Consider the following 23,913-nt stretch of genomic DNA (forward strand, 5'->3'; position numbering starts at 1 on the left):
GTCCGGCTTCCCAGAGAGAAAAGAATGATCGACCACCTGGACGGGGCAGTGATACCGACTGGTTTCGACGTGCCCGTGGAACCGCTGCGGCGGGCGGCACACTACACCGGCGAGCAGGGATGCATCGCCGAGGCGAGGTCCTTCGCCGCGCTCTTTCTCGACCAGCTGAGGACCGAGTGGTGCGCCCACATCGACGAGCGGGTCGAGGGCGCCGTGCTGCTGGTGGTGAGCGAGCTGATCACCAACGCGGACCGGCACAGCAACGGTCCGTACATCCTGGAGCTCGTCGGCACGGACACGGCGGTGACGGTGTCGGTCTACGACAGCAGCTCCGCACTGCCCCGGATCTTCCCCCGCAACCCCGAGCGCATCGGCCGGCACGGCCTGGAGATCGTCCACGCGCTCGCGGAGCAGGTGAACGTGGAACGGGTGCCGGTGGGCAAGCGGGTACGTGCCGTTCTGCCGCTCTCCCGCGAAGCCGACGGATGAGACGAGTCGTCCGGGTGGGACACGCACCCGGACGCAACGGCCCGCCCCCTGCTGCCCGGCCCGGCTGCACGGCCCGAGCGGGGAACCCGTGAGAGCCGGACGACGTGCACGGGTGCCGTCCCACTCCCGCATGGGGGACGGCACCCGTCGGTGGGCGAAGGTGTCAGGCGCAGCCCAGCTCGCCCAGCATGCCCTCGCGCAGCCGTGTGATGATCCGCTTGATCAGGCGGGAGACGTGCATCTGCGAGCAGCCGAGCCGCTCCCCGATCTCCGCCTGGGTGGCCTCCTCCACGAACCGCATGTGGATGATCTGCCGGTCGCGCTCACTCAGCTCCGCCATCAGCGGGGCGAGCGAGTGGAAGTCCTCGACGAGCCGCAGCCCGTCCTCCTCCACTCCGATGAAGTCGGCCAGGACGGCCTCGCCGCCCTCCGGGCCGTCCCCGGTCAGCGCGGCGTCCAGCGACGACGAGTTGTATCCGTTCGCCGCGATCTGCCCTTCGACGACCTCACGCTCGGAGATGTTCATCAGCGTGGCCAGCTCACCGACCGTCGGCTCACGGTCGAGGCGGCTGGCGAGCTCCTCGCGGGCCTTGGCCAGCTCCACGCGCAGCTCCTGGAGCCGGCGGGGGACGTGCACCGCCCACGTCGTGTCCCGGAAGAACCGCTTGATCTCGCCCACGATGTACGGCAGCGCGAAGGAGGTGAACTCGACCTCGCGCGAGAGCTCGAACCGGTCGATGGCCTTGATCAGGCCGATCATGCCGGTCTGGACGATGTCCTCCATGTCGTCGCCCCGGCCGCGGAACCGTCCGGCCGCGAAGCGCACCAGCGACATGTTCATCTCGATCAGGGTGTTGCGCGCGTACTGGTACTCGTGCGTGCCCTCTTCGAGTTCCGTCAGGCGCTGGAAGAACTGGCGGGACAGCTGCCTCGCGTCCCGCGGGGCCACGGACCGCGGGTCCACGACGCCCGGCAGTACTCCGTCACCCGCGCTGGCCTCGGTGTTCTCCCCGACGACCTGTGTCTTCGACCGGATCACGGCGGTCTCCATTACCTCTCCCACGAACGTCACGGCGGACATCTGCCTAGGTACTCCCGAGTTGCGGGTACCCGGCTCGAGGCGCACCATGCCCCTCGATTTTGCCATGGGCGAAATGACGGCGATGTCATGTTCCGGTCCACCGTCGCCGCGGGGCCGGGTCTGCGGGGGTGTGGTGATTCCACCCAGGGCGGAACGCGGGGCCCTTCCCCCGGCGGCCGGGATTCCTAGGGTGGAGAAGTGAGCAACCAGCCGAACGAAGCCCGAGTCATCCCGCTGCGCCCGCACGCCGCGCGTCCCGCCGGGGCGCCGCCCCGCCAGGCGCCGCCGGCCCCCACCGCGAAGGAGCCGCTGTGGCGGGACCTGGTGGGCGACGTCCTCCGGCGCGAACGCCTCGCGCAGGAGCGCACGCTGAAGGACGTCGCCGACGAGGCGCGGATCTCCATGCCCTACCTCTCGGAGGTGGAGCGCGGCCGCAAGGAGGCCTCCTCGGAGGTCCTCGCGGCCGCCGCCCACGCCCTCGGGCTGAACCTGGGTGACCTGCTGACGCGGGCGCACGGCGAACTGACCCGCCTCACGTCGCGCCCCGCGGCCGGCCACCGCCGCGGCATGGCCACCCCGTCGCACAACGGCATGTGCCTGGCCGCCTGAGCCGGACCGGCCGGCGCCTCAGACCTTTACGAGACGCCGGCTGAGCACCTCGTCGGCCAGTCCGTACTCCACCGCCTCCCGCGCCGTGAACACCTTGTCGCGGTCCATGTCGGCCCTGAGGGTCGCCACCTCGTGGTGGGTGTGCCGGGCCAGCACCTCCTCGACTTGGGAGCGGATGCGCACCATCTCCTTGGCCTGGAGCGCCAGATCGGAGACCATGCCACGCCGGCCGCCGCTGGCCGGCTGGCCCAGCAGCACCCGTGAGTGCTCCAGCACGAACCGCCGCCCCGGGTCCCCGCCCGCCAGCAGCACGGCCGCCGTGGAGGCCGCCTGCCCGACACAGAACGTGGAGATCGGCGCCTGCACGAACGTCATGGTGTCGTAGATGGCCATGAGTGAGGTGAACGAGCCGCCCGGGGAGTTGATGTAGATCGCGATCTCGCTCTCCGGGGACGACGACTCCAGGTGGAGGAGCTGGGCGATGACGACGTTGGCGACACCGTCGTCGATCTCCGTGCCGAGGAAGATGATCCGCTCGGACAGCAGCCGGCTGAACACGTCGTAGGACCGCTCGCCCTGCGGGGTGCGCTCGACGACGTTCGGAATGGTGTACGAGCCCATCACTGCAGCCCCATCCTGCGCCGGGTGGCCGCCGGGCGGACGTCCGTGAGGGACTCCACGACCCGGTCCACCATGCCGTACTCCCTGGCCTCCTCGGCCGTGAACCAGCGGTCCCGGTCACCGTCCCGGGAGATGGTCTCCGCACTCTGGCCGGTGTGCTCGGCGGTGATCCGCTCGATGGTCCGCTTGGTGAACTCCAGGTTCTCCGCCTGGATCTCGATGTCGGCGGTGGTGCCGCCGATGCCCGCGGACGGCTGGTGCATCATGATCCGCGCGTTCGGCAGGGCGTAGCGCTTGCCGGGCGCGCCGACGCTCAGCAGGAACTGGCCCATGCTGGCCGCGAAGCCCATGGCCAGCGTGGAGACGTCGTTCGGGATGAGCCGCATCGTGTCGTAGATGGCGAGGCCCGCGTGCACGGCGCCGCCCGGGCTGTTGATGTACAGGCTGATGTCGGTGTGGGCGTCCTCCGCGGACAGGATGAGCAGCTGGGAGCAGACCCGGTTGGCGGAGACCTCGTCGACCTGGGTGCCCAGCAGCACGATGCGCTGCGCGAGCAGCTGGGCGGCCAGGTGGTCGTCGAAGCGGGTCGGAGGGGTGTCGCCCTCCTCCGCGCGCGGGGCGAGCGTCGTGAGTGGGGTCATGGGTTCTCCTCGTGGCGGCATCACGTGCCGCGCACTGGTCGGGGATGTGCCGTCGACTCCACTGTTGACCTCGGTCGATGCCCGCGAACGGTTTCTCTGCCCTCGGCAGATCCGCTACCGGCGGAGCCCGGACGGCTCAGCTCCCGTCGCGCAACTGGCGGAAGAACGCCCGCACATCACCGACCAGCAGGTCCGGCTGTTCCAGAGCGGCGAAGTGCCCCCCGCGGTCGAACTCCGTCCAGCGGACGATGTTCTCCGTGCGCTCCGCCCGGTGCCGCAGCGGGATCTGCGGGTCGCCGAAGAAGGACGCCACGGCGGTCGGCGCGGTGGAGGGCTCGTGCGGAGCGGCCACCCGCTCGCCCCGGGCGTGGGCCCGTTCGTAGTAGACCCGGGCGGACGAACCCGCCGTGCCGGTCAGCCAGTACAGCATCACGTTCGTCAGCATCAGATCCCGGTCGACGGCCTCCTCCGGCAGCTCCTCGGAGTCCGTCCACTCCTGGAACTTCTCGACGATCCAGGCGAGTTGCCCCACCGGGGAGTCGGTGAGCGCGTAGGACAGGGTCTGCGGCCGGGTGGACTGCACATGGAAGTAGCCCGTGCCGTCGCGGGACCACTGCGTCCACCGCCGCCACGAGGTGAGCGTGCGCTCCCGCTCCGCCGCGCTCAGCGCCTCGAGCTCCTCGGCGGCCGGCTCGGTGGCAGCCTGGGCGCCCGGGAGCAGATTGAGGTGGATGCCGAGGATCCGGCCGGGATGGACGCGGCCCAGTTCACGGGTGATCGCCGCACCCCAGTCGCCGCCCTGCGCGCCGAACCGTTCGTAGCCGAGGCGCGTCATCAACTCGGCCCACGCGTCGGCGATCCGGCGCGCCTCCCAGCCGGTCTCCCGGGTCGGACCGGAGAAACCGAAGCCGGGAATGCTCGGCAGCACCACGTGGAAGGCGTCGGCCGGATCGCCGCCGTGGGCGGCCGGATCCGTCAGCGGCCCGGCCACGTCGAGGAATTCCGCGATCGACCCCGGCCATCCGTGCGTGACGACCAGCGGTGTCGCGTCGGGCTCGGGGGAGCGGATGTGCGCGAAGTGCACCTGCGCGCCGTCGATCTCGGTGAGGTACTGGGGCCAGGCGTTCAGCCGCGCCTGAGCGGCCCACCAGTCGTACTCGTGCCGCCAGTACCGCACCAGCTCGCGCAGATAGCCCGAGGGAACGCCGTACGTCCAGCCCACCCCCGGCAGCTCGTCGGGCCACCGGGTCCGGTCGAGGCGGTCGTGGAGGTCGTCGAGGTCGGTCTGGCTCACGTCGATGCGGAAGGGACGGATGCCGCTGCCGGCGGGCGTGGACGTCATGAGCATGATGCTAGTTCCGAACGGTGTAACGGCCACTTGAATTGGTGGCCGCCCGGCCGATGTGAATTGGCGGCCGCCCGGCCGATGAGTTCCGGGGCGAGCACCGGTCGACAAGGGTGACAGCGTTCCACGCACCCGGGAGGACCGGACCCATGACCACCGACGGATTCACCACCTGCCTCTGGTTCGACGGCCAGGCCGAGGAGGCCGCCCACTTCTACGTCTCGGTCTTCAAGAACTCCAGCGTCGGCAAGATCGCCCGCTACCCCGAGGGTGCGCCGCAGCCCGCTGGGAGCGTGATGACCGTGGAGTTCACCGCCAACGGACACCGGTTCCTGGCCCTCAACGGCGGACCCGAGTTCACGTTCAGCGAGGCGGTCTCCTTCATGATCTTCTGCGAGAACCAGGAGGAGATCGACTACTACTGGACCAGGCTCACCGAGAACGGCGGCGAGCCCGGCCCCTGCGGCTGGCTCAAGGACCGGTTCGGCGTGTCCTGGCAGGTCGTCCCGGACCGGCTCGACGCGATGATCACCGACCCGGATCCGGCGAAGGCCGCCCGCGTCACCCAGGCGTTCATGGCGATGAGCAAGTTCGACATCGCCGCCCTGGACAAGGCGTACGCCGGCGCGTGACGCGCCCCACCAAGGGGGCTCGGCCGCCTCGCACACCGGGCCGGCTCGGCCCCTACGCCGTCTCCGCGAGGATCTCCCCGATCACGTACCGGGAGTTCGCCGCGACGGGAGGGTTCGTGTCCCAGTAGTACGGCAGCGCGACGACCGCGATCGACAGGGCCCACCCCCGGGCCCGGGCCCACTCGGCCCCGCCGGCACCCACGGCCTCGCGCAGCACCCCGCGGGCCGCGGCCGGCAGCAGGCACCAGGCGGCGATGAGGTCGACGGCCGGGTCACCGACGCCCACCGTCCCGAAGTCGATCACGGCGCTGAGCCGTCCGCCCGCGACCAGCAGGTTCCCCGCCATCAGGTCACCGTGGGCCCAGACGGGCGGCCCGGTGTGCTCCGGTGCGCGCAGCGCCGCCTCCCACGCGTTCGTCACCGCTCCGGTGTCGACCCGCCCGGCGAGGTCCGCGACCGCGGCACGCACGAAGGGGTCCCGGGCCGCCAGCGGCACTCCCCGGTACCCCAGGGGCCCCTGCGACGCGTCGACGCGCCGCAAGGCCGTGACCCACCCTGCCAGGTCCTCGGCGAGCAGCACGGGCTCCTCGATCCTGCCGGGCACCGGGTTGCGGCCGTCCAGCCAGCGGTACACCGACCAGGGCCAGGGGAAGCCGTCGCCGGGCTCGCCCCGCCCGAGCGGCTCCGGCGCGCCGAGCGGCAGCGCCGGTCCCAGCCGGGGCAGCCAGTGCAGCTCGTGGGCGATGGCCTGCACGGCACGCGGGTGCCTCGGGAGCCGTACGACCTTGTCCGCGCCGAGGCGGAACATGGCGTTCTCCGTCCCCGAGGACTCCAGCCGCCGCAGCGGCAGTCCGGCCCACCGCGGGAACTGCCCGGCGATCAGCCGGCCGACGACCGAGACGTCGATCTCCAGCTCGTCGTCATGCATGCGTACCGCAACCATGCCGCCCATTCGAGCGGTCAACGCGCCGCTTGTCGAACGGTTTTGGTGATCTCCCGGGCGATCCGCAGGATCCCGGGGGAGCGGACGGGGCAGGGCTTCGGTCTGGACGTCGTGGGCGCCAGGCAGAAGTGCAGCGGGTCGTCGTCGCGGTGCAGGGCCGTGCGGTCGCGGCCCGGCTGGGTGCAGGAGCCCGGATGGGCGCGCTCGTAGGACGTGCAGGGCAGGTACTGCGTCCAGGTGTAGCGGCCGCCGGCGGGGCTGACCGCCCTCCCGGCGTCCGCCACCAGGCCGCCCGAGGCGGCGGCCCGCCTCGCGTACAGCGCGTTGACGCGGCGCACCCGGTCGGGCGTGATCGGGTCCGGGCCCTGGGACACCCAGACGATCCTCGGGCGGTGGCCGCCGCCTGCCGCGGAGATCTGTTCGGTGAGCCGGCGCGCGTCGGCGTCGTAGCGCTCGAAGTACCGGGCGGGGGACGTGTCGTAGGTGATGCCGTCCATGCACGGCGTGTAACCCCAGGAGTTCCCCCAGAACTGCAGGACCACGACGTCGGGCCGCAGCCTGCGCACCAGCGCGGCGGCCTTGTCGGCGGCCGGGACCAGGGACCGCTCGGCGGTGCCCTCCAGGTAGTCGCACAGGGTGGTGCCCGAGTACGGGGCGCCCGTGTACTTCGCCTTCAGGTCCCGGCGCAACTCCCGGCCCAGGACCGCCCGGCTCTCCATCGCCAGCGAGTCGCCGAGGTACAGCACCGTCGGCGCCCGCTTCGGCTCCGGGCCGGGGGAGACGGGAGCACGCCGGTGGGTGGTGGCCGAGGCGCGCGGTGATGCCGGCGCCGGCTCCTCGGGCGCGGACGCGGGATCCCCGCACCCGCCGAGGAGCAACCCGGCCAGCAGTACTCCCACGACCCACGGCTCGCGCATACGGCAACTCCCGCCCCGGCCACCGAAAGGGCCCCCAGGCAAGCACAACCGGGCTCCGGGCGGAAGACGCGCGTCGGCCACGGGGCCCGCTCGACGCGCGGGTCCGCCCCCGGGTGACTAGCGTGAGGAAACGGACGCATCCACTCATGGGGAGAGGGCCGTAGCCATGGCCGTGCAACCTGAAGGGGCCCCGTGCTGGGCCGACGCGATGTTCGGCGACCTCGAAGGGGCCAAGCGCTTCTACGGCGAGGTCCTCGGCTGGACCTTCGCCGAGGCGTCGGCGGAGTACGGCAACTACACGCAGGCCTCCGTGAACGGCAAGGCGGTCGCCGCCGTCGTGCCGCCCATGCCCGGCCAGGAGGGCCTGTCGCAGTGGTGCCTCTACTTCGCGTCCCGGGACGCGGACGCCACCGCCGCCCGGATCCGTGACCACGGCGGCGAGGTGCTGATGGAACCGATGCGGGTCGGCGACTTCGGCACCATGTGCCTGGCCCGCGACCCGAGCGGCGTCGTCTTCGGCGTCTGGCAGGCCGGCACCCACGAGGGCTTCCAGGCGACGGCCGAACCGGGCGCCTACGCCTGGGCCGAGGTCTTCACGCGCGAGCCGGAGAAATCCGACGCGTTCTTCCCCGCCGTCTTCTCCTACCGCCAGCGGGACATGGAGGACGAAGGCACGGACTTCCGGATCTACGACCTGGGCGAGCGCAGCGTGCTGGGCCGGATGAGGATGGGGGAGGAGTTCCCGCCCGAGGTGCAGCCGTACATCAACGTGTACTTCACGGTCGAGGACTGCGACGCGGCCGTCGCGCGGGCCACCGGGCTGGGCGGCGTGCTGCGGTTCGGGCCGATGGACACCCCGTTCGGCCGGTTCGCCGCGATCAGCGACCCGCAGGGCGCGAACTTCTCGGTGATCGACCTCACGAAGACCGAGGGAGAGATGCCGAAGCTGACGGACGTGGCCTAGCAGCCCCGCCTTCCGGCACCTCGTGGAGCCACCCGGGCCTCCCGGCCTCCTGGTCGGGCGTCCCTCGCGGCCATGGCATGATCGAGCGCATGCGTGAACGTGTTGTGGCCGCGTGTGACGGGGCTTCGAAGGGAAATCCCGGGCCCGCGGGCTGGGCCTGGGTCGTCGCCGACGCTTCCGAGACACCGGAGCGGTGGGAGGCGGGGCCGCTCGGCAAGGCCACCAACAACGTCGCCGAACTCACCGCGCTGGAGCGCCTGCTGGCGGCGACCGACCCGGACGTGCCGCTGGAGATCCGGATGGACTCGCAGTACGCGATGAAGGCGGTCACGACCTGGCTGCCGGGCTGGAAGCGCAACGGCTGGAAGACCTCGGCCGGCAAGCCGGTCGCCAACCAGGACCTCGTCGTGCGCATCGACGAACTCCTGGACGGCCGCTCGGTCGAGTTCCGCTACGTCCCCGCCCACCAGGTGGACGGCGACCGGCTCAACGACTTCGCCGACCGCGCCGCGAGCCAGGCCGCGACCGTCCAGGAGCCCGCGGGCAGCGGCCTCGGCTCTCCCGAGCCGCCGCCCTCCCCGGACACCCCGGCGAAGTCCCCCCGGTCCCGGCCGCGCACCGCCAGGGCCGCGGGGAGCAAGGGCTCCGCGCGCACCATCAAGGCGAAGTTCCCCGGCCGCTGCCAGTGCGGCCGTTCCTACGCGGCCGGCGAGCCCATCGCCAAGAACGACAGCGGCTGGGGCCACCCGGAGTGCCGCACGGGCGCGAGCGTCTGATCAGACGTCGAACGTGTAGAACCGCGTGTGGTCCAGCAGGTCCGCGGGGCTCATGTCGTGCCACGGCCGCATCGTCTCGTTGAGATCGATCACGTTCGGCGTCCCGGCGGTGGGCAGATAGCCCGAGCCGGGGTGGCGGCGCTGCCACTCGGCCCACAGCTTGTCTATGTACGCGTGGTGCAGCCAGAACACCGGGTCGTTGGGGGAGACCCCGGTGGCCATCTGCCCGCCGACCCAGACGTGGACGCGGTTGTGCAGGTTGACGCCCCGCCACCCCTCCAGGTGGTTGCGGAAGCCGTCCGAGCCGCTGTTCCAGGGCACCATGTCGTACGTGGGCATCGCCAGCACCGACTCGACCTCGGCCCGCGTCGGCAGTTCGCGCACCCCCGCTCCGAGGGCGCGCCGCAGGAACGTACGGCCGTCGACCCGGACGTTGACCGGCCAGTTCCCGCCGGACGCGGAGAACGGTCCGTCGGTCACCCGGCCGTCCCGCTCCCGCCCGCTGCCCCCGAGGAAGTCGGGTGCCCACAGCGAGGCCCGCGGTGTGCGGTCGACCGTCCAGTCCCAGTAGGGCAGCGTCACCGACGCGTCCACCGACTGCAGGGCCCGCTCGAACTCCAGGAGGAATCTTCGGTGCCAGGGCAGGAAGGACGGCGAGCGGTGTCCGGTCCGCTCGCCGTTGTCGGTGTCGGAGACGATGAACGCGTTGTGCGTCGTGACGAACTCGTCGTAGCGGCCGCTGCGCTTCAGCTCCAGCAGCGCGGCGACGAAACGCCGCTTCTCGTCGGCGGTCAGGGTGGACTGGTTCTTGCGGACAGCCATGTGCGGGTGCTCCAGATGCCGTGCGGATCAGGTCAGTTGGCGGGGAACGGCAGCAGGGGCGCGCCCTGCAGCTCGTCCACCGCTGCGCGGGCCGCGGCACGCGGGGTGGCGACCGGGTCGTAGTGGCTGACCACGCTGATCCAGCTGCCGTCGGCGTTGCGCATCACGTGCAGTTCCACCCCGTCGACGAACACCGCGTAGCCCGCGCCGTGGTGGCCGTGGTGACCGGACCCGTCGGCCGGACGGCCCTGTATCCGGCGCCCCTTGTAGACCTCGTCGAAGGCGCCGGGGGAGTCGTGGTGCCCGGCGGCCGGCGCCGGGGTGGTGAGGGCTGACAACGTCCCCGCGCTCGTGGCGAGGACGGCCGCGGCGGTGAGCGCGCTGCGACGGCTGAGTTCCGGCATACGGACCTCCAGGACGGCTTTCGGCTGATGACCCCGCATGCCTATCGGGCAGCCCGTCGACGGGAGAAATCCACGCGAGACGGTTGGCTACGATCCGGGCAATTCCCCTTATGTCGTGCAGGATTGAACGAAGATGATCTTGCCGTGACGGCATCGCACGGAAGGAAGGAAGGGGAAATTCCGCCCCCGGTGGGGTGCTGTGGCGGATGTTTCTGCCCGTGCGATCCGCCACCCGTGGTGCGCGTCACGCCGTGAAACTGGCGTGATCCGGCGGTCGGTGCGGCCCGCCCCGGCACTGCTACTCTGCGTCCGCAATCGACAGCTCTCGGTCACCATTGGGGTGTGTGTGAAGGTCGCCTGTGTCGGCGGCGGGCCCGCCGGTCTGTATCTCTCGATCCTGCTCAAGCGGCAGGACCCGTCCCACCACGTCACCGTCTACGAACGCGACCCGGAGGGGAGCACCTACGGCTGGGGCGTGACGTACTGGCGCGAGCTGCTCGACCGGCTCCACGAACAGGACCCCGAATCCGCGCGCGCCCTCGACGCCGACTCCGTCCGGTGGAGCGACGGAGTCGCCCACGTGCGGGACCTCACGACCCGGCACAGCGGCGACCAAGGGCACGGCATCGGACGTCACCGGCTGCTGGAGATCCTCGCCGGCCGCGCCCGCGAGCTCGGCGTACGCCTGGAGTACGAGCGCGAGATCGCCGCCGGCGACCTGCCCGGCGACGCCGACCTGATCGTGGCGGCCGACGGCGTCCGCAGCGCCCTGCGCGCCCCCCACGCCGCGCACTTCGGATCGCGGCTCACCCCCGGCCGCAATCACTACGTCTGGCTCGGCACCACCAAGGTCTTCGACGCCTTCACCTTCGCTTTCGTCGAGACCGCCCACGGGTGGATCTGGTGCTACGGGTACGGCTACGGCCCGGACCGCAGCACCTGCGTCGTCGAATGCGCGCCCGGGACCTGGACCGGGCTCGGCCTGGACCGGGCGAGCGAGGCCGACGGGCGTGCGCTGCTGGAGAAGCTCTTCGCCGACGTCCTCGAGGGCCACGCCCTGCTCGGCCGCCCCGGCGGTACCCCGTGGCAGACGTTCCGCACCCTCACGAACGACACCTGGCACCACGGCAACCTCGTCCTGCTCGGCGACGCGGCCCACACCACGCACTACTCCATCGGCGCCGGCACCACCCTCGCCCTGGAGGACGCGATCGCCCTGGCCGCGGCGCTGCGTGAGCGGCCTGACCTCCCGCAGGCCCTGGCCCGCTACGAGCGGGAACGCAAGGCGGCCCTCCTGCCCGTCCAGAGCGCGGCCCGCTACAGCGCCCAGTGGTACGAGAACCTGCCGCGCTACATGCAGCTGCCCCCGGAACGCATGTTCGCCCTGCTCGGCCAGCGGCACTCACCGCTCCTGCCGTACGTCCCGCCCCAGCTGTACTACCGCCTGGACCGGGCGGCCGGGCAGCTGGAGTCGCTGCGCCGCTTCAAGCGCTGGCTGGGCCCGAGGGTCGCGCGCACGGTGCACGCGCGGGCGCTGGCCGCGCGGGAAACGACGTCACGGGATTGAGTGAATGGCAATTCACCAGCTACGGTGAATTGCCATTCACCCGCGCCCTCGTCCGGCGCCGTCCGCTGGAGTTCCCATGGACCGGACCGCCGCGACAACCGAGCCGCCCGGCGCGAGCCCCCTGCGGGAGCGACTCACCGTCCCGGTGCTGGCGTTCGGCGGCATCCTCATGGCCGTCATGCAGACGGTGGTCGTTCCCCTGCTGCCCGACCTGCCCCGGCTCACCGGAGCCTCGGCGGGCACGGTCTCCTGGATGGTGACGGCCACCCTGCTCGCGGGGGCCGTCCTCACGCCGGTCCTGGGCCGGGCCGGCGACATGTACGGCAAGCGGCGGGTCCTCCTGACGGCCCTGGCGCTGATGACCGCAGGCTCGGTCCTGTGCACGCTGACCTCCGACATCGCCGTGCTCATCACCGCCCGCGCCCTGTCGGGCGCCGCCGCCGCGGTCGTTCCGCTGTCCATCAGCATCCTGCGCGACGAGCTGCCCCCGGACCGCCGGGGATCGGCCGTGGCGCTGATGAGCTCCACCGTCGGCATCGGCGCCGCGCTCGGCCTGCCCCTCGCCGCCGTGATCGTGCAGTACGCCGACTGGCACACCATGTTCTGGGTGACCGGCGCCCTCGGCGTCACGGGCGTGGCCGCGGTGGGGTGGACGGTGCGCGAGTCGCCGGTGCGCGAGCCCGGCCGGTTCGACGTAGCCGGCGCGATCGGTCTGGCCGCCGGGCTGGTCTGCCTGCTCCTCGGCGTGTCGCAGGGCGGACCGTGGGGGTGGGGCAGTGCCCGTGTCGTGGGGCTGTTCGCCGCCGCCCTCGTCGTGCTCGCGCTCTGGTCGTGGCAGCAGCTGCGGACCGAACGGCCGCTGGTCGACCTGCGGCTGGTGGGGCGGCCGAGGGTCGGGCTGTCCCATCTGGCCGCGCTGCTCGCCGGGTTCGCGTTCTACGCCAACACCCTCGTCACCGCCCAGCTGGTGCAGGCTCCCGAGGCCACCGGGTACGGGCTCGGGCTGTCGATCGTCGCCACCGGACTGTGCCTGCTGCCCAGCGGCATCGTCATGCTGCTGCTGTCCCCCGTCTCCGCCCGCATCTCCGCCGCCCGTGGACCACGGGTCACCCTGGCCCTCGGTGCGACGGTCATCGCCGCCGGATACGCCGTGCGCATCGCCGACAGCCGCCAGCTGTGGATGATCATCGCCGGGGCCACGGTCGTCGCGACGGGCACCACCCTGGCCTACTCGGCGCTGCCCACCCTCATCCTGCGGGCCGTGCCCCCCGGGCGGACGGCCTCCGCCAACGGCGTCAACGTCCTGATGCGCACCATCGGCCAGGCCGGCTCCAGCGCCGCCGTGGCCGCCGTCCTGGTGCACCACACCAGCCCCGTCGGCGGCGCCCCGGTGCCGACCCTGCACGGCTACCTCCTGGCGTTCGCGATGGCCGGCGCGGTCGCGCTGCTGGCCGCGGCGGTCGCGCTGCGCATCCCCGGCGACCCTCCGCAGGACGCCGCCGACGGCCCGGACCGGGCCGTGCACCGGGCCCCGGGCGCGCGCGACGGGGCGATGAAGGGAGCATGAGTGCCGTGAGCACTCCAGCCGACACGCCCCCACCCGGCCGCACGCCTGCCGACACGCCCCCACCCGGCCGCAGGGACGCCGAGTCGACCAGGACGGCCATCCTGAAGGCGGCCCGGTACCTGCTGGCCCGGCACGCCCACGCCGACATCACCCTGAAGGCCGTCGCCGACCGAGCCGGGGTCAGCCCGCCGCTGATCCTCAAGTACTTCGGCAACAAGGACACGCTCTTCGCCCGGGTCATGTCCTTCGCGGCCGACGCCGAAGCCCTGCTGGCAGCGCCCCTCGCCGACCTCGGCCCCCACATGGTCCGGCACATCCTGCTCAGCCAGTCCGAGCAGGGCGCCGACCCGCTGCTGCGCATCGTGTTCGCGCCGCTGCACGGCGAGCAGGGCGACATCCTGCGCGCCAACTTCCGCACCCAGGTCACCGCCCGTCTCACCGACCGTCTCACCGGCCCCGACGCCGCCCTGCGCGCCGAACTGGCCGTGGCCACCCTGCTCGGCCTGGGCGTGATGTACGGCATCGCCCGCGGCCCCGAGCTGCGGGAGCGGACCGTGGCGGACCTGGTGGACCGGTACGCCCCGACCGTGCAGGCGCACCTCACGCCCTGAGGCGCGTGTCGCGTCAGCCGAACAGGCGGTCCAGGAAGGCGTTGGCGTACACGCGGTGCGGATCGAGACGGTCCAGAACCGCGTCCGCCTCCGCCCACTCGGACGGGCCGACCGCGGCCGGAACGACGTCGCGCAGCACCTCCTCGTCGCTCCACACCCCGTCGTCCGTGTACGCCCAGCCCTTCGACCACTCCACGCGGGTCAGCGCGGCCCCGCCGTCGAACGTGCGCAGCAGGAACCGCTCGATCTCGCGCAGGAACGCCTCCGCGTCCGGTGTGCCCGGCAGCGTCAGGACGTCCAGCCAGACGGCCGTGTCCCACTCGGGGTGGTCCGCGCGCGGCCGGAGCGCCGACAGCAGCGGCGGACGCGCCCCGGGCACGCCCACGTCACCCGGGTCGTCCAGGCCGGTCACCCGGATCTCCACCGAGCCGTTGACCGGGAAGCTGCCCCGGGCGGCGTACGCCGTCAGCCGCTCCCGGTAGAAGGCGGCGAACGCGGAGACGACCCGCTGCACCCCGTCCCGCGAGGTGAGGACCGCGTAGCCGTCGGCGTGCACCCGCAGCGTGGTCGGCTTCAGGTACAGCAGCGTGTTCTTGGACGGCCCCCACAGGTCGGCGGAGAGCGTCGCCACCAGCCCCAGCGCCGCGGCCTCGTACTGGGCGGCGCCGAGCACCGGTGCCAGGTACCAGGCGGCCTCCGACGTCATCCGGCCGGCCAGCTCCGCCACCGGCGCCGGGACGTTGTCGGAGAAGGGGTAGTTGTACGGCCGGGTCACCTTGCGCGAGGTCGGCGGCCGGGTGGGGGCCGGGCTCCACACCTTCAGCCAGGGGTGCTCGGTGAAGGCGAACCAGATCGCCTCGACCCGCCCCGCCGCGTCCAGGAAGCTCGCGAGGGTCCGCCCGCCGCCCGAGCCGGGCGCCGCGAACAGTTCCCCGGCCGGGATGTCCGTGCGGCTCACACACCTGAGGTCGGTGTTCGCGCCCACCCGCAGCACCACCTCGGTCACCAGGGACCGCCCCAGGTGGGTCAGCAGCGCGGCGCAGTCCGCCTCGTCGCGGTGGAAGGTGCGCAGCACGTACGCGCCGGCGCCGGAGTCCCACACGACCGCCGTCAGCGACACGATCAGATTGCTGAGCGAGCCGTACGTGTGCCCGGGCCGCTTGCGCTCACCCCGGGCCGGTACGGCCGTGCCGTGCGCGTCCACGGCGAGGGCGCCGCCCAGCGTCAGCACGCCGGGCGCGGGTGTGGCCGTGACACCGAGGCCGTGCTCCTCCAGGAAGGTCAGCAGGGCTTCCAGGGTCACGCCGGTCCCGGCGCGCACGGTGGTGGGGGAGTCCAGAGCCAGACCGGTGAGGTGGGGTGCGGTGTCGACGAGCAGGACCGGTGCGCCGGACGGCGTCCGGTCGGTGACCGTCAGGGGCGACCAGCCGTGAGCGGCGCCCCGGGCACGCACCCGCCACCCGTGCCGCCACGCCCAGTTGACGACGGCGGCCATCTGCTCCGGGCCGCCCGGCGCACAGGCCCACAGGCCGTCCGCCGTGATCTCACCGACCCAGTTCCGGTAGGCCGAGCGGTACAGCGCGACATCTTCCGGGAAGTCCGGCAGCTCCGCCGCGGCGGCGGCCGGATCCCCCGGCAGACCGGGGACGACGGCCAGTGCGGCGGCGGTGAGGAGCAAGCGTCGGCGCGTCCAGGGCGAGGCGTTCGACGGGTCGTCGTGCGCGGAACCGGTGATCATGGGAGGTCACGCTAGGGGCCGGCTGACACGTGTCGTGTTCCTGTCGCTTCTGATTCACTCGTGTGGGTGAATGGTGGGGGGTTCGGCAGGCTGGAGCGACACGTTCCGCACCCCGCGGTGACAGGTGACACACTGACGCCCATGGACGAGCGCACATTCGACAGGTCGGGTCAGCACGCCTCCGTCATCGGTCTGGGCACCTGGCAGCTGGGTGCCGACTGGGGAGACGTCGACGACAAGGAAGCCCTCGCGGTCCTGGAGGCGGCGGCGGAGGCCGGGGTCACCTTCTTCGACACCGCCGACGTGTACGGCGACGGCCGCAGCGAGCAGACCATCGCCGCGTTCCTCAGCGGCCGTCCGGACCTGCACGTCATGGTCGCCACGAAGATGGGCCGCCGGGTCGACCAGATCCCCGCCAACTATGTGCTCGACAACTTCCGTGAGTGGAACGACCGATCCCGGCGCAACCTCGGCGTCGACCGGATCGACCTGGTGCAGCTGCACTGCCCGCCGACACCCGTCTACTCCTCGGACGAGGTGTTCGACGCCCTCGACACCCTGGTCGAGGAGGAGCGCGTCGCCGCCTACGGCGTCAGCGTCGAGACCTGCCAGGAGGCGCTGACCGCGATCGCCCGGCCGAACGTGGCGAGCGTGCAGATCATCCTCAACCCGTTCCGCATGAAGCCCCTGCGCGAGGTGCTCCCGGCCGCCCGTGAGGCGGGCGTCGGCATCATCGCCCGGGTGCCGCTCGCCTCCGGCCTGCTCTCGGGCAAGTACACCCGGGAGACCGTATTCCCGGAGAACGACCACCGCACCTACAACCGGCACGGCGAGGCCTTCGACCAGGGCGAGACCTTCTCCGGCGTCGACTACGCCACCGGTGTCGAGGCGGCCGCCGAGTTCGCGGCGCTCGCCCCCGAGGGATACACCCCGGCCCAGCTGGCGCTGCGCTGGATCGTCGAGCAGCCCGGCGTCACGACCGTGATCCCCGGCGCGCGCTCACCCGAGCAGGCCCGGGCGAACGCGGCAGCCGCCCGCCTGCCGGAGCTGCCCGGCGAGACGACGGCGGCGATCCGCGACCTCTACGACCGGCGCATCAGGGAGCAGGTCGAATCGCGCTGGTGACACCGGCTCTCACGGCTCCAGCTCTCACGGCTCCAGGAGCAGCTGCCTCTCCTGCTCCTGGTCGCCGGAGGCGGCACCGTCGTCGCGTGCCGTGAAGGCCCGGGTGAGCGTGTCGCTCGCCCGCCGCACGGCCTCCGGGCTGCCCTGGACGGTGACGGTCACCGGCGCGGACAGCCGCCCCGGGCCCGTCGCGCCGCCGGCCGGGGGCGTCGCGTCGCCTTCCCCGTCGAAGGTCGCCGTGTGCACCGTCGCGTTCCCGTCGGCGGGACGTTCGTCCGGCGCCCCGAACGTGCCCTCCAGGGCCCGGACGACCGCTTGCGCGTCGTCGGTGCCTCCGCCGCTGAGCGTCACGGTGAGCTGCGTACCGGACATGCGTCCACGACCTCCTCGGTCCTCTGCGTCATTCGCGCCGTCCGTGTAACCGTCCCCTGATTGCTCAAACCGCCGCCGGGAGGAGGAGCCGTTCCGGGGAACCCGGGGTGGAGGAGGGTCCCGAACTCACATCTGGAGGAGCAGTGGCGGACGCGGCAGCGGGCGGGGGAGTGCGCCGGGGGCGCGACGAGACCGAGGAGGAGCGAGCGGACCGGATGTGGCAGGACCTCATCCAGGAGGTCCGCGTGGCCCAGATGGGCGTCCAGATCCTGTTCGGTTTCCTGCTCACCGTGGTCTTCACGGAGAAGTACGCGCGTCTCTCCGGCACCGACCAGACGATCTACCTCGTGACCGTCGTCCTGGGGGCCTGCGCCACCGGCGCGCTCATCGGACCGGTGGCCCTGCACCGCCTCGTCGCCGGCCGGCGCCTCAAACCCCAGGCGGTGCGGCTGGCCTCGCGTCTGACCCTGCTCGGCCTCGTGCTGCTGCTCGCCACGACGACCGCCTCACTGCTGCTGATCCTGCGCGTGGCGACGCACGACGGCTTCGTGCCGTACCTGGTCGCCGGAGTGGTCGGCTGGTACCTGCTGTGCTGGTTCGTCCTGCCGCTGTGGACCCGGCACCGCCACACATCGCGGTGAGGACCCGGCACCGGCCCCCGTTTCAGCCCCCGGCCAGGACCCCCTCCAGGAAGTCGTCGACCCGGACCTCCTCGCGGCCGGGCGGGACCACCGCGTAGGTCTCGCGCAGGAACGCGGCGAATCCCGGCGCCCACCCGAACACCACCGCGTGGTGCCGGCCCCCGTCGGAGCGGGCGTCCCCGAGGAACTCCATGCGCAGCTCCTGCCACATGCCCCGCGACAGCGGGCGCATCCGTACGTCGCCCACCCCGACCGGACGCCGCAGCGCGTCACCGAGCATCTCGCGGTCCAGCTGCCACCGGGCGAGAACACGGCCGTCATGGCTGAAGACCACGGTGACGGCGAACGGGTCCGCGGCGTCGTAGCTCAGGTGGGCGAGCACGGAGAAACGGTCCGTGTCGCCCGCCTGGAGCTGCACCACCAGGGTCTTGTGGACGAACGAGTTCACGAGGGGGCCTCCGGGAAGAACCGATGTAGAGCCCTCTAGTACCCCCGATTCCGCCGAAATGCTCAGCCGACCGGGTGATTCCCCCGAGCGCCGCGCAGCGACTCGATACAGACGGCCACGGCCCGCTGGAGCTCCTCCAGGCGCTGCACCATGTCGTCCTCGTAGAACTCGCCGGCGTCGTCGAAGGTCAGCTCCTCGAACACCTTCGTCGCCTTCTGCAGGCTGCTGTAGAACTTCGTACGCCGCTCCTGCACCCGCAGCCCGGGGTCCGCCTCCACGGTCTCCACGACGAGCGACTTCATGGTGTCGTAGGCCTCGCTCGCCCACTCGCCGGCGTCCTCGCCCTCGTCCAGCTCGTCGAGGAGCGACAGGTGCCGCTCGGCCTCCTGCCGGAGTTCGACGGGCGCGTCGACGGTCTGCCCGGCGGGCGTCTTGATCTGCCCCGACTCGGCGATCTGCCGCACATACCCGATCCGGTCGGCCGCCCTGCTCTCCCCGGCGACGGCCTTCTTCAGCTCGTCGGTGCGCACGACGTCACGGGCCAGCTCCGACTGCAGGTCCGGGTCCTCCCGGACCCGGTCGAGGAGGGCCTGGCGGGCCGCGCGGGCGGTAGAGGGGTCGGCGAGGATCGCGGCCCGCAGGGCGGTGGGGTTCTCCGCGACCTCCAGGGCCTTCGTGGGCCGGATGCCCTCCGCCTCGGCGGCCTCGGAGATGGCGGTGCCGCGCTCGGAGGTGGCGCTGTTGCGGGAGACGTAGTAGCTCAGCCACACGTCCGCGTCCGGCAGCTCCACCTCCTGACCCGGCGTCAGCGCCTCGAACTGCGGGACCATCCCGTCGTCCGCGGCCCGGTCCCACGCCTTGTAGTAGCGCATGACCCGCTCCGGGGAGCAGCCGGCGAGCTCCGCGAACTCCTTCGCGGACACCTTCGGCGTCTCGTCCGCGCCCTGCCCGCCGGGCCGCACGCTGCGCGCCACCTTCAGACCGAACGCCCACCCGCCGGTCCGGGCGTACGCCCCGAACTCCCGCGCGTCCCGCGCGACCAGGTCGGACAGGGGCGCCGGGACGGCGGGGGACGTCTCGGGCGGGGTCATGGCTACGGTCACGGAGGACTCTCCTGAGGCGGGGCAGATCGGACGGCACGAGGTGCCGACGGAAGCCTAGCGGCACCCGCTGACCTCACCGTTCCCCGCCGGCCCGGCTCCGCTGCCGGCGGGATTCCCACGACGGACAGGGCGCGGCGGATCGGCGCGCTCACGACGAAGAGCCCCCCGGAGCGGAGGGCTCGACCGGTCGAGCGGGCCGTGCGGGCGCCGGCCGGGGGCCTCAGGCGAACGCGTCCCGCAGCGCGGGCAGCAGGGTCTTCTCCGACCAGTCCAGGTACGCCGGCTGCGACGCGCCGCCGATCTGGACCAGGGCGACCTCGGTGAACCCGGCCTCGGCGTACGGGCGGACGGCTTCGACGAACGCGTCCGGGTCGTCGCCGCACGGGATGGCCTCGGCGACGTCGTCCCGCGTGACGAACTGGGTCGCCGCTTCGAAGGAATCCGGGTGCGGCAGCTCCGCGTTGACCTTCCAGCCGCTGCCGAACCAGCGGAACTGGGAGTGCGCCCGCTCGATGGCCGCGTCCCGGTCGCGGTCGAAGCAGACCGGGAGCTGCCCGACCCGGGGCTTGCCCTCGCCGCCGTGCCGGTCGAACGCCTCCAGCAGCCCGGCCTTGGGCTCGGTGGCGATCACCAGGTCACCGAGCCGGCCCGCGAGTTCGCAGGAGCGCTCCCCGGAGACGGCCACGCCGATGGGCGGCGCCTCGTCCGGCAGATCCCACAGGCGGGCCGACTCCACGTCGAAGTGCGTGCCGCGGTGATTGACGTGGCCGCCCTCGAACAGGGCACGGATGATCTCCACGGCCTCCTCGAACATCTCGTGCCGCACGTCGACGGACGGCCAGCCGCCGCCCACCACGTGCTCGTTGAGGTTCTCGCCCGACCCCAGGCCCAGCCGGAACCGGCCCTCGGACAGCAGTTGCAGCGTCGCGGCCTTCTGCGCCACCACCGCCGGGTGGTAGCGGAACGTCGGGCACGTCACATACGTCATGAGCGGGATACGTGACGTGGCCTGGGCGGCCGCGCCGAGCACCGCCCACGCGTAGGGCGAGTGGCCCTGCGAGCGCAACCACGGGAAGTAGTGGTCGGAGGTCACCGAGAAGTCGAAGCCCGCCTCCTCGGCCCGCACGACGTGGTTGACGAGTTCTCGGGGGCCGGCCTGCTCGGTCATCATCGTGTATCCGATTTGCACCATAGTCGGCGAGTCCCCTGACACGTGAGTTGAAAACGGCTCGATCAAGGTCGTCGGCAGGGCGTCGGCGGGTGCAGGATGCGAGCATGAGTGCCTCCGCCCTGCCCTCCTCCGGCCCCGCCGCACAAGGTGTCGACGCCTCCGGTGTGCAGGCCTTCCTCGACGCCCTGGAAGCCGCGCCCGAGATCGAGCCGCACAGCCTGATGATCATGCGGCACGGTCACCTGGTCGCGGGCGGCTGGTGGGCGCCGTACACCGCCGGACGCCGCCACCTGCTGTACTCGCTCAGCAAGAGCTTCACCGCCACCGCCGCGGCCCTGGCCGAGGCCGAGGGGCTGCTCCGCTTCGACGCGCCCGTGCTCTCGTACTTCCCGGAGTTCGAGGCCGACGTCACCGACCCGCGCACCCGGGGCATGCTCGTACGGCACGTGGCGTCCATGGCGAGCGGCCACCGGCGGGACACCGTCGACGAGGTCTTCGGGCCGGGCGTCCGCGAACCCGTCCGGCAGTTCCTGCTGCTGCCCCCGGATGACGACCCGGGCACCGTGTTCGCCTACAACCAGCCCGCCACCTACACGCTCGCCGCGATCGTCCAGCGGGTGACCGGGCAGCCGCTCACCGCGTACCTGCGGCCCCGGCTGCTGACTCCGCTGGGCATCGGTGCGGTGTCCTGGCTGCGGGACCGCGCCGGCCGCGAGCTCGGCTTCAGCGGCCTGCACGCCACCACCGACGCCGTCGCCCGGCTCGGACAGCTGTACCTGCGCGACGGCCTCTGGGCGGGCCGGCGGCTGCTCCCCGGGGGATGGGCGGCCAGGGCCTCGCACCCCCGCACCCCGACCGCCGGCGCCATGGGAGACGTGGGGCGGCAGGACTGGGACCAGGGCTACGGCTATCAGTTCTGGAGGTCCCGGCACGGCTACCGGGGGGACGGGGCGTTCGGCCAGTTCTGCCTGGTGCTGCCGGAGCACGACGTGGTGATCGCGGCGACCTCCGCGACCGAGCGGATGCAGGAGTACCTGGACCTGGTCTGGGAGCACCTGCTGCCCGCCTTCGGACCCGAGCCGCTGACGGGCCGCGAGGCGGCCGACGCGCGGCTGCGCGAGCGCCTCGGCCGGCTCGAGCTGCCGCCCGCCCCGGGCGCTCCCGCGCCCCCGGAGCGGGCGCGGGACTGGGCGACCGCCGCGTTCAAGCCCTCCGGGCCGCCCGGACCGGTCCGTGAGGCCGGGCTCGCCCGCGACGCGGACGGCTGGACGCTGACCCTGACCGGAGAGCAGGACCGGCCGGACCGCCCCGACCGGATCGGCCTGCGGATCGGCCGGGCGGGCTGGACGCTCGCCGAGGATCCCGTCCCGACCGCGGTGAGCGGCGGCTGGACCGAGGACGGCACGCTGGCCGTGGACGTGCTGTTCCTGGAGACCCCGCACCGTCTGGCGCTGACCTGTTCCCTGGCGGACCGGACGCTCACCGCGCACTGGCGCACCGCACCGCTGCACGGCGGCCGGCTCACGGCTCTGCGCGCCCCGCGCGGCTCACTCTGAGTCCGGCAGGAAGGTCTTGAAGAAGGTGCGCAGCGCCTGCTGGTTGGCCGCCGTCTCCCATTCGGTGTCCGGGGTCGTCCAGCGCAGCGAGAAGCTCCGGCCCCCGCCGAGCAGGACGCCGCGGCCGTAGGTGTGCACACGGGTGCCGTCGACGTCCGTGGTCCACTCCATGTCGGCGGCCTCGCGGCCCTGGTACGTCGTCGCGCGGATGGCGCCGATCCGGTCGTAGTGGTCCGCCTGTTGCAGGTTCGGTTCGACGTCGTCCCGCCACACGGCGACCGGGTCCGGGCCCGCCTGCTCGCTGTAGGTGACGGCCAGGGTGCGGTCGTCGCCGTCGGCGCCGAACACGACCCGGTAGGCGGCGCCGTCGCGGTCGGTGTCCAGCCGCTCGAAACCCTTCGGGAGCGCGACGGAGAAGCCCTCCGGTGCCCGGTAGCGCCGGAAGCCGGCCGGCAGGGACGAGCCGGGCGACGAGGACGTGGCGGTGGGCCCAGGGGTGGGTTCGCCCGACGGGGAGGACGCGGTGGGCGTGGGAGAGGGTGACTCGGCGCCGCTGGGCGCCCCGGACGGTTCGGGGCTGCCGCCGGTGCCCTCACCCGGCGTGGCGGCGGAGGCCGGCGGGCGGGCCGGTGATTCGGCCGCGTCGCTGCCGCCGCCGGTGCCGGGCAGCCCCTGGGTCGCGGCGAGCACGGCGACCGCGACGGTGACCACGGCCAGGGCCGTTCCCGCGACCATGGTCCCTCTGCTCCACGCGGGGCTCCCCGTCCGCACCGCCGCGTAGGCGCCGCGCAGCCGCGGGCCCGGCGCCGCGGCCAGCGTGGCCTCGGGATCCTCGCTGAGCGCCCGGGTCAGCGACGCGCGCACCACCGGGCGGGTCAGCCGCTCCCGGGCGTCTTTGCGGAGCAGCCCCTGGACGACCTGGGTGAGCGGCCCGGCGCGCACCGGCGTGCGCAGGGGGAGCCGGTCCACGCCCTTCAGCGTGTTCTCCGGGCGTCCCCGGTCCCGGAACGGCGGGCGGCCCTCGACCGTCGTGTACAGGATCGCGCCCAGCGCCCACAGGTCGGCCGCGGGGCCGATGAGCTCGTCGCGGGCCTGCTCCGGGGAGGCGAACGCGGGTGCCGTGAGCCGGGGTGCGAGGGTCGCGCCGGCCAGGCCGAAGCCGGTGACGACGACCGAGCCGTCCTCGCGGACGTACACCTGGCCGGGACTGAGTTCGCCGTGGGTGATGCCCTCGCCGTGCGCGGCGTCCAGCACGTCGAGCAGTGCCAGGCCGATCCGCGCCGCCCGCACGTAGTTGAACGTGCCCTGCTCGGAGAGGAGTTCACCGAGCGGTGTGCCGTCGATCCACTCGTTGACCGTCCACAGCACGCCGCCCTCCTCGACCGCGTCGACGACCGTGGCGATCCGGCCGGGGCACAGCAGCGCCATGCTCTCGGTCGTGCGCAGCAGGCGGGCGGCGGCCCGGCGCTCGGGCCCGCCCGGGTCCTCGGGCAGCCCGACCTGGGTCACGAGGCAGGGGCGGGAGAACTCGCCGGCCCCGGTGTCCTCGGCGTACCAGCAGACGCGGTTGGTCTCGCGGTGGAGGATCTCGAGCAGCCGGTACCGGCCGGCGACCAACTGCTGTGTGGAGACGTGCGCCCTGCCCATGGCCATCCCTCGCTGGAAACCTGGCTCTCACTTATCCAGAAGTACGGGGCGTCGGGCGGCCTGCGTTCAATCGGATCGCAACTCCGGCCCCAATCCTGTCTTTTGTTCAAGAGGAGGGAGCGA

Annotated in this window: 25 protein-coding genes; 11 read left to right on the plus strand and 14 right to left on the minus strand. The window is 72.7% G+C overall.

Features of this window, described 5'->3' with window-relative positions; translation table 11 throughout:
• Positions 1-24 precede the first annotated feature (24 nt).
• Complete coding sequence (locus tag ACFV20_RS26975; RefSeq protein ID WP_385660630.1) at positions 25-489, plus strand: ATP-binding protein; 465 nt, start codon at positions 25-27, stop codon at positions 487-489.
• Positions 490-652: 163 nt separating this feature from the next.
• Here the strand turns inward: ACFV20_RS26975 and ACFV20_RS26980 are convergent, their stop codons facing one another.
• Positions 653-1,540, minus strand: coding sequence for an RNA polymerase sigma factor SigF (locus ACFV20_RS26980; protein WP_385660827.1), 888 nt, complete (start codon positions 1,538-1,540; stop codon positions 653-655).
• A gap of 228 nt (positions 1,541-1,768) precedes the next feature.
• Between ACFV20_RS26980 and ACFV20_RS26985 the strand changes: the two genes are divergently transcribed.
• Positions 1,769-2,179 carry a helix-turn-helix domain-containing protein gene (locus ACFV20_RS26985; protein WP_385660633.1) on the plus strand — a complete coding sequence of 137 codons (411 nt, stop codon included), beginning with the start codon at positions 1,769-1,771 and terminating at the stop codon, positions 2,177-2,179.
• A gap of 18 nt (positions 2,180-2,197) precedes the next feature.
• On the opposite strand, the gene ACFV20_RS26990 is transcribed toward ACFV20_RS26985, so the two are convergent.
• From ACFV20_RS26990 to ACFV20_RS27000, 3 genes are all read right to left on the minus strand, one after another.
• The gene (locus ACFV20_RS26990) at positions 2,198-2,800 is read right to left on the minus strand and encodes a ClpP family protease (protein ID WP_385660636.1); all 603 of its coding nucleotides are present in this window, start codon (positions 2,798-2,800) and stop codon (positions 2,198-2,200) included.
• Positions 2,800-3,441, minus strand: coding sequence for an ATP-dependent Clp protease proteolytic subunit (locus ACFV20_RS26995; protein WP_385660639.1), 642 nt, complete (start codon positions 3,439-3,441; stop codon positions 2,800-2,802). The genes ACFV20_RS26990 and ACFV20_RS26995 overlap by 1 nt, the downstream gene beginning before the upstream one ends.
• 136 nt (positions 3,442-3,577) lie before the next feature.
• Positions 3,578-4,783, minus strand: coding sequence for an epoxide hydrolase family protein (locus ACFV20_RS27000; RefSeq protein ID WP_385660642.1), 1,206 nt, complete (start codon positions 4,781-4,783; stop codon positions 3,578-3,580).
• A gap of 152 nt (positions 4,784-4,935) precedes the next feature.
• On the opposite strand from ACFV20_RS27000, the gene ACFV20_RS27005 reads away from it, so the two are divergent.
• Positions 4,936-5,418, plus strand: a complete 483-nt coding sequence (locus tag ACFV20_RS27005; RefSeq protein WP_385660645.1) for a VOC family protein — start codon at positions 4,936-4,938, stop codon at positions 5,416-5,418.
• 52 nt (positions 5,419-5,470) lie between these two features.
• Here ACFV20_RS27005 and ACFV20_RS27010 read toward each other — a convergent pair whose 3' ends face one another.
• Together ACFV20_RS27010 and ACFV20_RS27015 are read right to left on the minus strand one after the other, a co-directional pair.
• The gene (locus ACFV20_RS27010) at positions 5,471-6,346 is read right to left on the minus strand and encodes an aminoglycoside phosphotransferase family protein (protein WP_385660648.1); all 876 of its coding nucleotides are present in this window, start codon (positions 6,344-6,346) and stop codon (positions 5,471-5,473) included.
• A gap of 32 nt (positions 6,347-6,378) precedes the next feature.
• Positions 6,379-7,278, minus strand: a complete 900-nt coding sequence (locus ACFV20_RS27015) for an SGNH/GDSL hydrolase family protein (RefSeq protein WP_385660651.1) — start codon at positions 7,276-7,278, stop codon at positions 6,379-6,381.
• Between the two features lie 166 nt (positions 7,279-7,444).
• On the opposite strand from ACFV20_RS27015, the gene ACFV20_RS27020 reads away from it, so the two are divergent.
• Both ACFV20_RS27020 and ACFV20_RS27025 read left to right on the plus strand, forming a co-directional pair.
• A complete protein-coding gene (locus ACFV20_RS27020) occupies positions 7,445-8,242 on the plus strand; it encodes a VOC family protein (protein WP_385660653.1) in 798 nt (265 codons plus the stop codon).
• Between the two features lie 77 nt (positions 8,243-8,319).
• Positions 8,320-9,018 carry a ribonuclease H gene (locus ACFV20_RS27025; protein ID WP_385660656.1) on the plus strand — a complete coding sequence of 233 codons (699 nt, stop codon included), beginning with the start codon at positions 8,320-8,322 and terminating at the stop codon, positions 9,016-9,018.
• Here ACFV20_RS27025 and ACFV20_RS27030 read toward each other — a convergent pair whose 3' ends face one another.
• Together ACFV20_RS27030 and ACFV20_RS27035 are read right to left on the minus strand one after the other, a co-directional pair.
• Complete coding sequence (locus tag ACFV20_RS27030; protein WP_385660659.1) at positions 9,019-9,840, minus strand: tyrosinase family protein; 822 nt, start codon at positions 9,838-9,840, stop codon at positions 9,019-9,021.
• A 32-nt stretch (positions 9,841-9,872) separates the two neighbouring features.
• Entirely contained in the window at positions 9,873-10,244 is a 372-nt protein-coding gene (locus ACFV20_RS27035) for a tyrosinase cofactor (RefSeq protein WP_385660661.1), read from the minus strand.
• 340 nt (positions 10,245-10,584) lie between these two features.
• On the opposite strand from ACFV20_RS27035, the gene ACFV20_RS27040 reads away from it, so the two are divergent.
• The 3 genes from ACFV20_RS27040 (at position 10,585) to ACFV20_RS27050 (ending at position 13,989) form a co-directional block, all read left to right on the plus strand.
• Complete coding sequence (locus tag ACFV20_RS27040) at positions 10,585-11,811, plus strand: FAD-dependent monooxygenase (protein WP_385660664.1); 1,227 nt, start codon at positions 10,585-10,587, stop codon at positions 11,809-11,811.
• Between the two features lie 76 nt (positions 11,812-11,887).
• On the plus strand, positions 11,888-13,378 hold the full coding sequence (locus ACFV20_RS27045; RefSeq protein WP_385660666.1) for an MFS transporter: 1,491 nt from the start codon (positions 11,888-11,890) through the stop codon (positions 13,376-13,378).
• Complete coding sequence (locus ACFV20_RS27050; protein WP_385660668.1) at positions 13,375-13,989, plus strand: TetR family transcriptional regulator; 615 nt, start codon at positions 13,375-13,377, stop codon at positions 13,987-13,989. The genes ACFV20_RS27045 and ACFV20_RS27050 overlap by 4 nt, the downstream gene beginning before the upstream one ends.
• 13 nt (positions 13,990-14,002) lie before the next feature.
• On the opposite strand, the gene ACFV20_RS27055 is transcribed toward ACFV20_RS27050, so the two are convergent.
• A complete protein-coding gene (locus ACFV20_RS27055) occupies positions 14,003-15,727 on the minus strand; it encodes a cholesterol oxidase substrate-binding domain-containing protein (protein ID WP_385660671.1) in 1,725 nt (574 codons plus the stop codon).
• A gap of 141 nt (positions 15,728-15,868) precedes the next feature.
• Here ACFV20_RS27055 and ACFV20_RS27060 point away from each other — a divergent pair, with 141 nt between their 5' ends.
• A complete protein-coding gene (locus ACFV20_RS27060; RefSeq protein WP_385660674.1) occupies positions 15,869-16,852 on the plus strand; it encodes an aldo/keto reductase in 984 nt (327 codons plus the stop codon).
• 24 nt (positions 16,853-16,876) lie between these two features.
• On the opposite strand, the gene ACFV20_RS27065 is transcribed toward ACFV20_RS27060, so the two are convergent.
• On the minus strand, positions 16,877-17,224 hold the full coding sequence (locus ACFV20_RS27065; protein ID WP_385660677.1) for a hypothetical protein: 348 nt from the start codon (positions 17,222-17,224) through the stop codon (positions 16,877-16,879).
• A 143-nt stretch (positions 17,225-17,367) separates the two neighbouring features.
• Between ACFV20_RS27065 and ACFV20_RS27070 the strand changes: the two genes are divergently transcribed.
• On the plus strand, positions 17,368-17,865 hold the full coding sequence (locus ACFV20_RS27070; protein WP_385660680.1) for a DUF6328 family protein: 498 nt from the start codon (positions 17,368-17,370) through the stop codon (positions 17,863-17,865).
• 22 nt (positions 17,866-17,887) lie between these two features.
• On the opposite strand, the gene ACFV20_RS27075 is transcribed toward ACFV20_RS27070, so the two are convergent.
• The 3 genes from ACFV20_RS27075 to ACFV20_RS27085 all read right to left on the minus strand — a co-directional run bounded on the left by ACFV20_RS27075 (position 17,888) and on the right by ACFV20_RS27085 (position 20,608).
• Positions 17,888-18,313, minus strand: coding sequence for an SsgA family sporulation/cell division regulator (locus tag ACFV20_RS27075; protein WP_385660683.1), 426 nt, complete (start codon positions 18,311-18,313; stop codon positions 17,888-17,890).
• Positions 18,314-18,375: 62 nt separating this feature from the next.
• Positions 18,376-19,404: a hypothetical protein gene (locus tag ACFV20_RS27080; RefSeq protein ID WP_385660830.1), complete on the minus strand. Its 1,029-nt coding sequence runs from the start codon at positions 19,402-19,404 to the stop codon at positions 18,376-18,378.
• Positions 19,405-19,636: 232 nt separating this feature from the next.
• Positions 19,637-20,608, minus strand: a complete 972-nt coding sequence (locus tag ACFV20_RS27085) for an LLM class F420-dependent oxidoreductase (RefSeq protein ID WP_385660686.1) — start codon at positions 20,606-20,608, stop codon at positions 19,637-19,639.
• An 83-nt stretch (positions 20,609-20,691) separates the two neighbouring features.
• Between ACFV20_RS27085 and ACFV20_RS27090 the strand changes: the two genes are divergently transcribed.
• Positions 20,692-22,143, plus strand: a complete 1,452-nt coding sequence (locus ACFV20_RS27090) for a serine hydrolase domain-containing protein (protein ID WP_385660688.1) — start codon at positions 20,692-20,694, stop codon at positions 22,141-22,143.
• Here the strand turns inward: ACFV20_RS27090 and ACFV20_RS27095 are convergent.
• Complete coding sequence (locus ACFV20_RS27095; RefSeq protein WP_385660690.1) at positions 22,135-23,796, minus strand: serine/threonine protein kinase; 1,662 nt, start codon at positions 23,794-23,796, stop codon at positions 22,135-22,137. The two genes, ACFV20_RS27090 and ACFV20_RS27095, sit on opposite strands and share 9 nt — an antisense overlap.
• Between the last annotated feature and the right edge of the window lie 117 nt (positions 23,797-23,913).

This window comes from Streptomyces sp. NPDC059696 (assembly GCF_042733745.1).
Classification (GTDB): Bacteria; Actinomycetota; Actinomycetes; order Streptomycetales; family Streptomycetaceae; genus Streptomyces.

Coding starts and splice junctions, on each gene's coding strand:
- ACFV20_RS27045 (WP_385660666.1), top strand. CDS start 11,888: ATGGACCGGACCGCCGCGACAACCGAGCCGCCCGGCGCGAGCCCCCTG.
- ACFV20_RS26980 (WP_385660827.1), bottom strand. CDS start 1,540: ATGGAGACCGCCGTGATCCGGTCGAAGACACAGGTCGTCGGGGAGAAC.
- ACFV20_RS27025 (WP_385660656.1), top strand. CDS start 8,320: ATGATCGAGCGCATGCGTGAACGTGTTGTGGCCGCGTGTGACGGGGCT.
- ACFV20_RS27015 (WP_385660651.1), bottom strand. CDS start 7,278: ATGCGCGAGCCGTGGGTCGTGGGAGTACTGCTGGCCGGGTTGCTCCTC.
- ACFV20_RS27095 (WP_385660690.1), bottom strand. CDS start 23,796: ATGGCCATGGGCAGGGCGCACGTCTCCACACAGCAGTTGGTCGCCGGC.
- ACFV20_RS27035 (WP_385660661.1), bottom strand. CDS start 10,244: ATGCCGGAACTCAGCCGTCGCAGCGCGCTCACCGCCGCGGCCGTCCTC.
- ACFV20_RS27020 (WP_385660653.1), top strand. CDS start 7,445: ATGGCCGTGCAACCTGAAGGGGCCCCGTGCTGGGCCGACGCGATGTTC.
- ACFV20_RS27030 (WP_385660659.1), bottom strand. CDS start 9,840: ATGGCTGTCCGCAAGAACCAGTCCACCCTGACCGCCGACGAGAAGCGG.
- ACFV20_RS26975 (WP_385660630.1), top strand. CDS start 25: ATGATCGACCACCTGGACGGGGCAGTGATACCGACTGGTTTCGACGTG.
- ACFV20_RS27000 (WP_385660642.1), bottom strand. CDS start 4,783: ATGACGTCCACGCCCGCCGGCAGCGGCATCCGTCCCTTCCGCATCGAC.
- ACFV20_RS27055 (WP_385660671.1), bottom strand. CDS start 15,727: ATGATCACCGGTTCCGCGCACGACGACCCGTCGAACGCCTCGCCCTGG.
- ACFV20_RS27050 (WP_385660668.1), top strand. CDS start 13,375: ATGAGTGCCGTGAGCACTCCAGCCGACACGCCCCCACCCGGCCGCACG.
- ACFV20_RS26995 (WP_385660639.1), bottom strand. CDS start 3,441: ATGACCCCACTCACGACGCTCGCCCCGCGCGCGGAGGAGGGCGACACC.
- ACFV20_RS26990 (WP_385660636.1), bottom strand. CDS start 2,800: ATGGGCTCGTACACCATTCCGAACGTCGTCGAGCGCACCCCGCAGGGC.
- ACFV20_RS27060 (WP_385660674.1), top strand. CDS start 15,869: ATGGACGAGCGCACATTCGACAGGTCGGGTCAGCACGCCTCCGTCATC.
- ACFV20_RS27080 (WP_385660830.1), bottom strand. CDS start 19,404: ATGACCCCGCCCGAGACGTCCCCCGCCGTCCCGGCGCCCCTGTCCGAC.
- ACFV20_RS27085 (WP_385660686.1), bottom strand. CDS start 20,608: ATGGTGCAAATCGGATACACGATGATGACCGAGCAGGCCGGCCCCCGA.
- ACFV20_RS27010 (WP_385660648.1), bottom strand. CDS start 6,346: ATGCATGACGACGAGCTGGAGATCGACGTCTCGGTCGTCGGCCGGCTG.
- ACFV20_RS27005 (WP_385660645.1), top strand. CDS start 4,936: ATGACCACCGACGGATTCACCACCTGCCTCTGGTTCGACGGCCAGGCC.
- ACFV20_RS27065 (WP_385660677.1), bottom strand. CDS start 17,224: ATGTCCGGTACGCAGCTCACCGTGACGCTCAGCGGCGGAGGCACCGAC.
- ACFV20_RS27090 (WP_385660688.1), top strand. CDS start 20,692: ATGAGTGCCTCCGCCCTGCCCTCCTCCGGCCCCGCCGCACAAGGTGTC.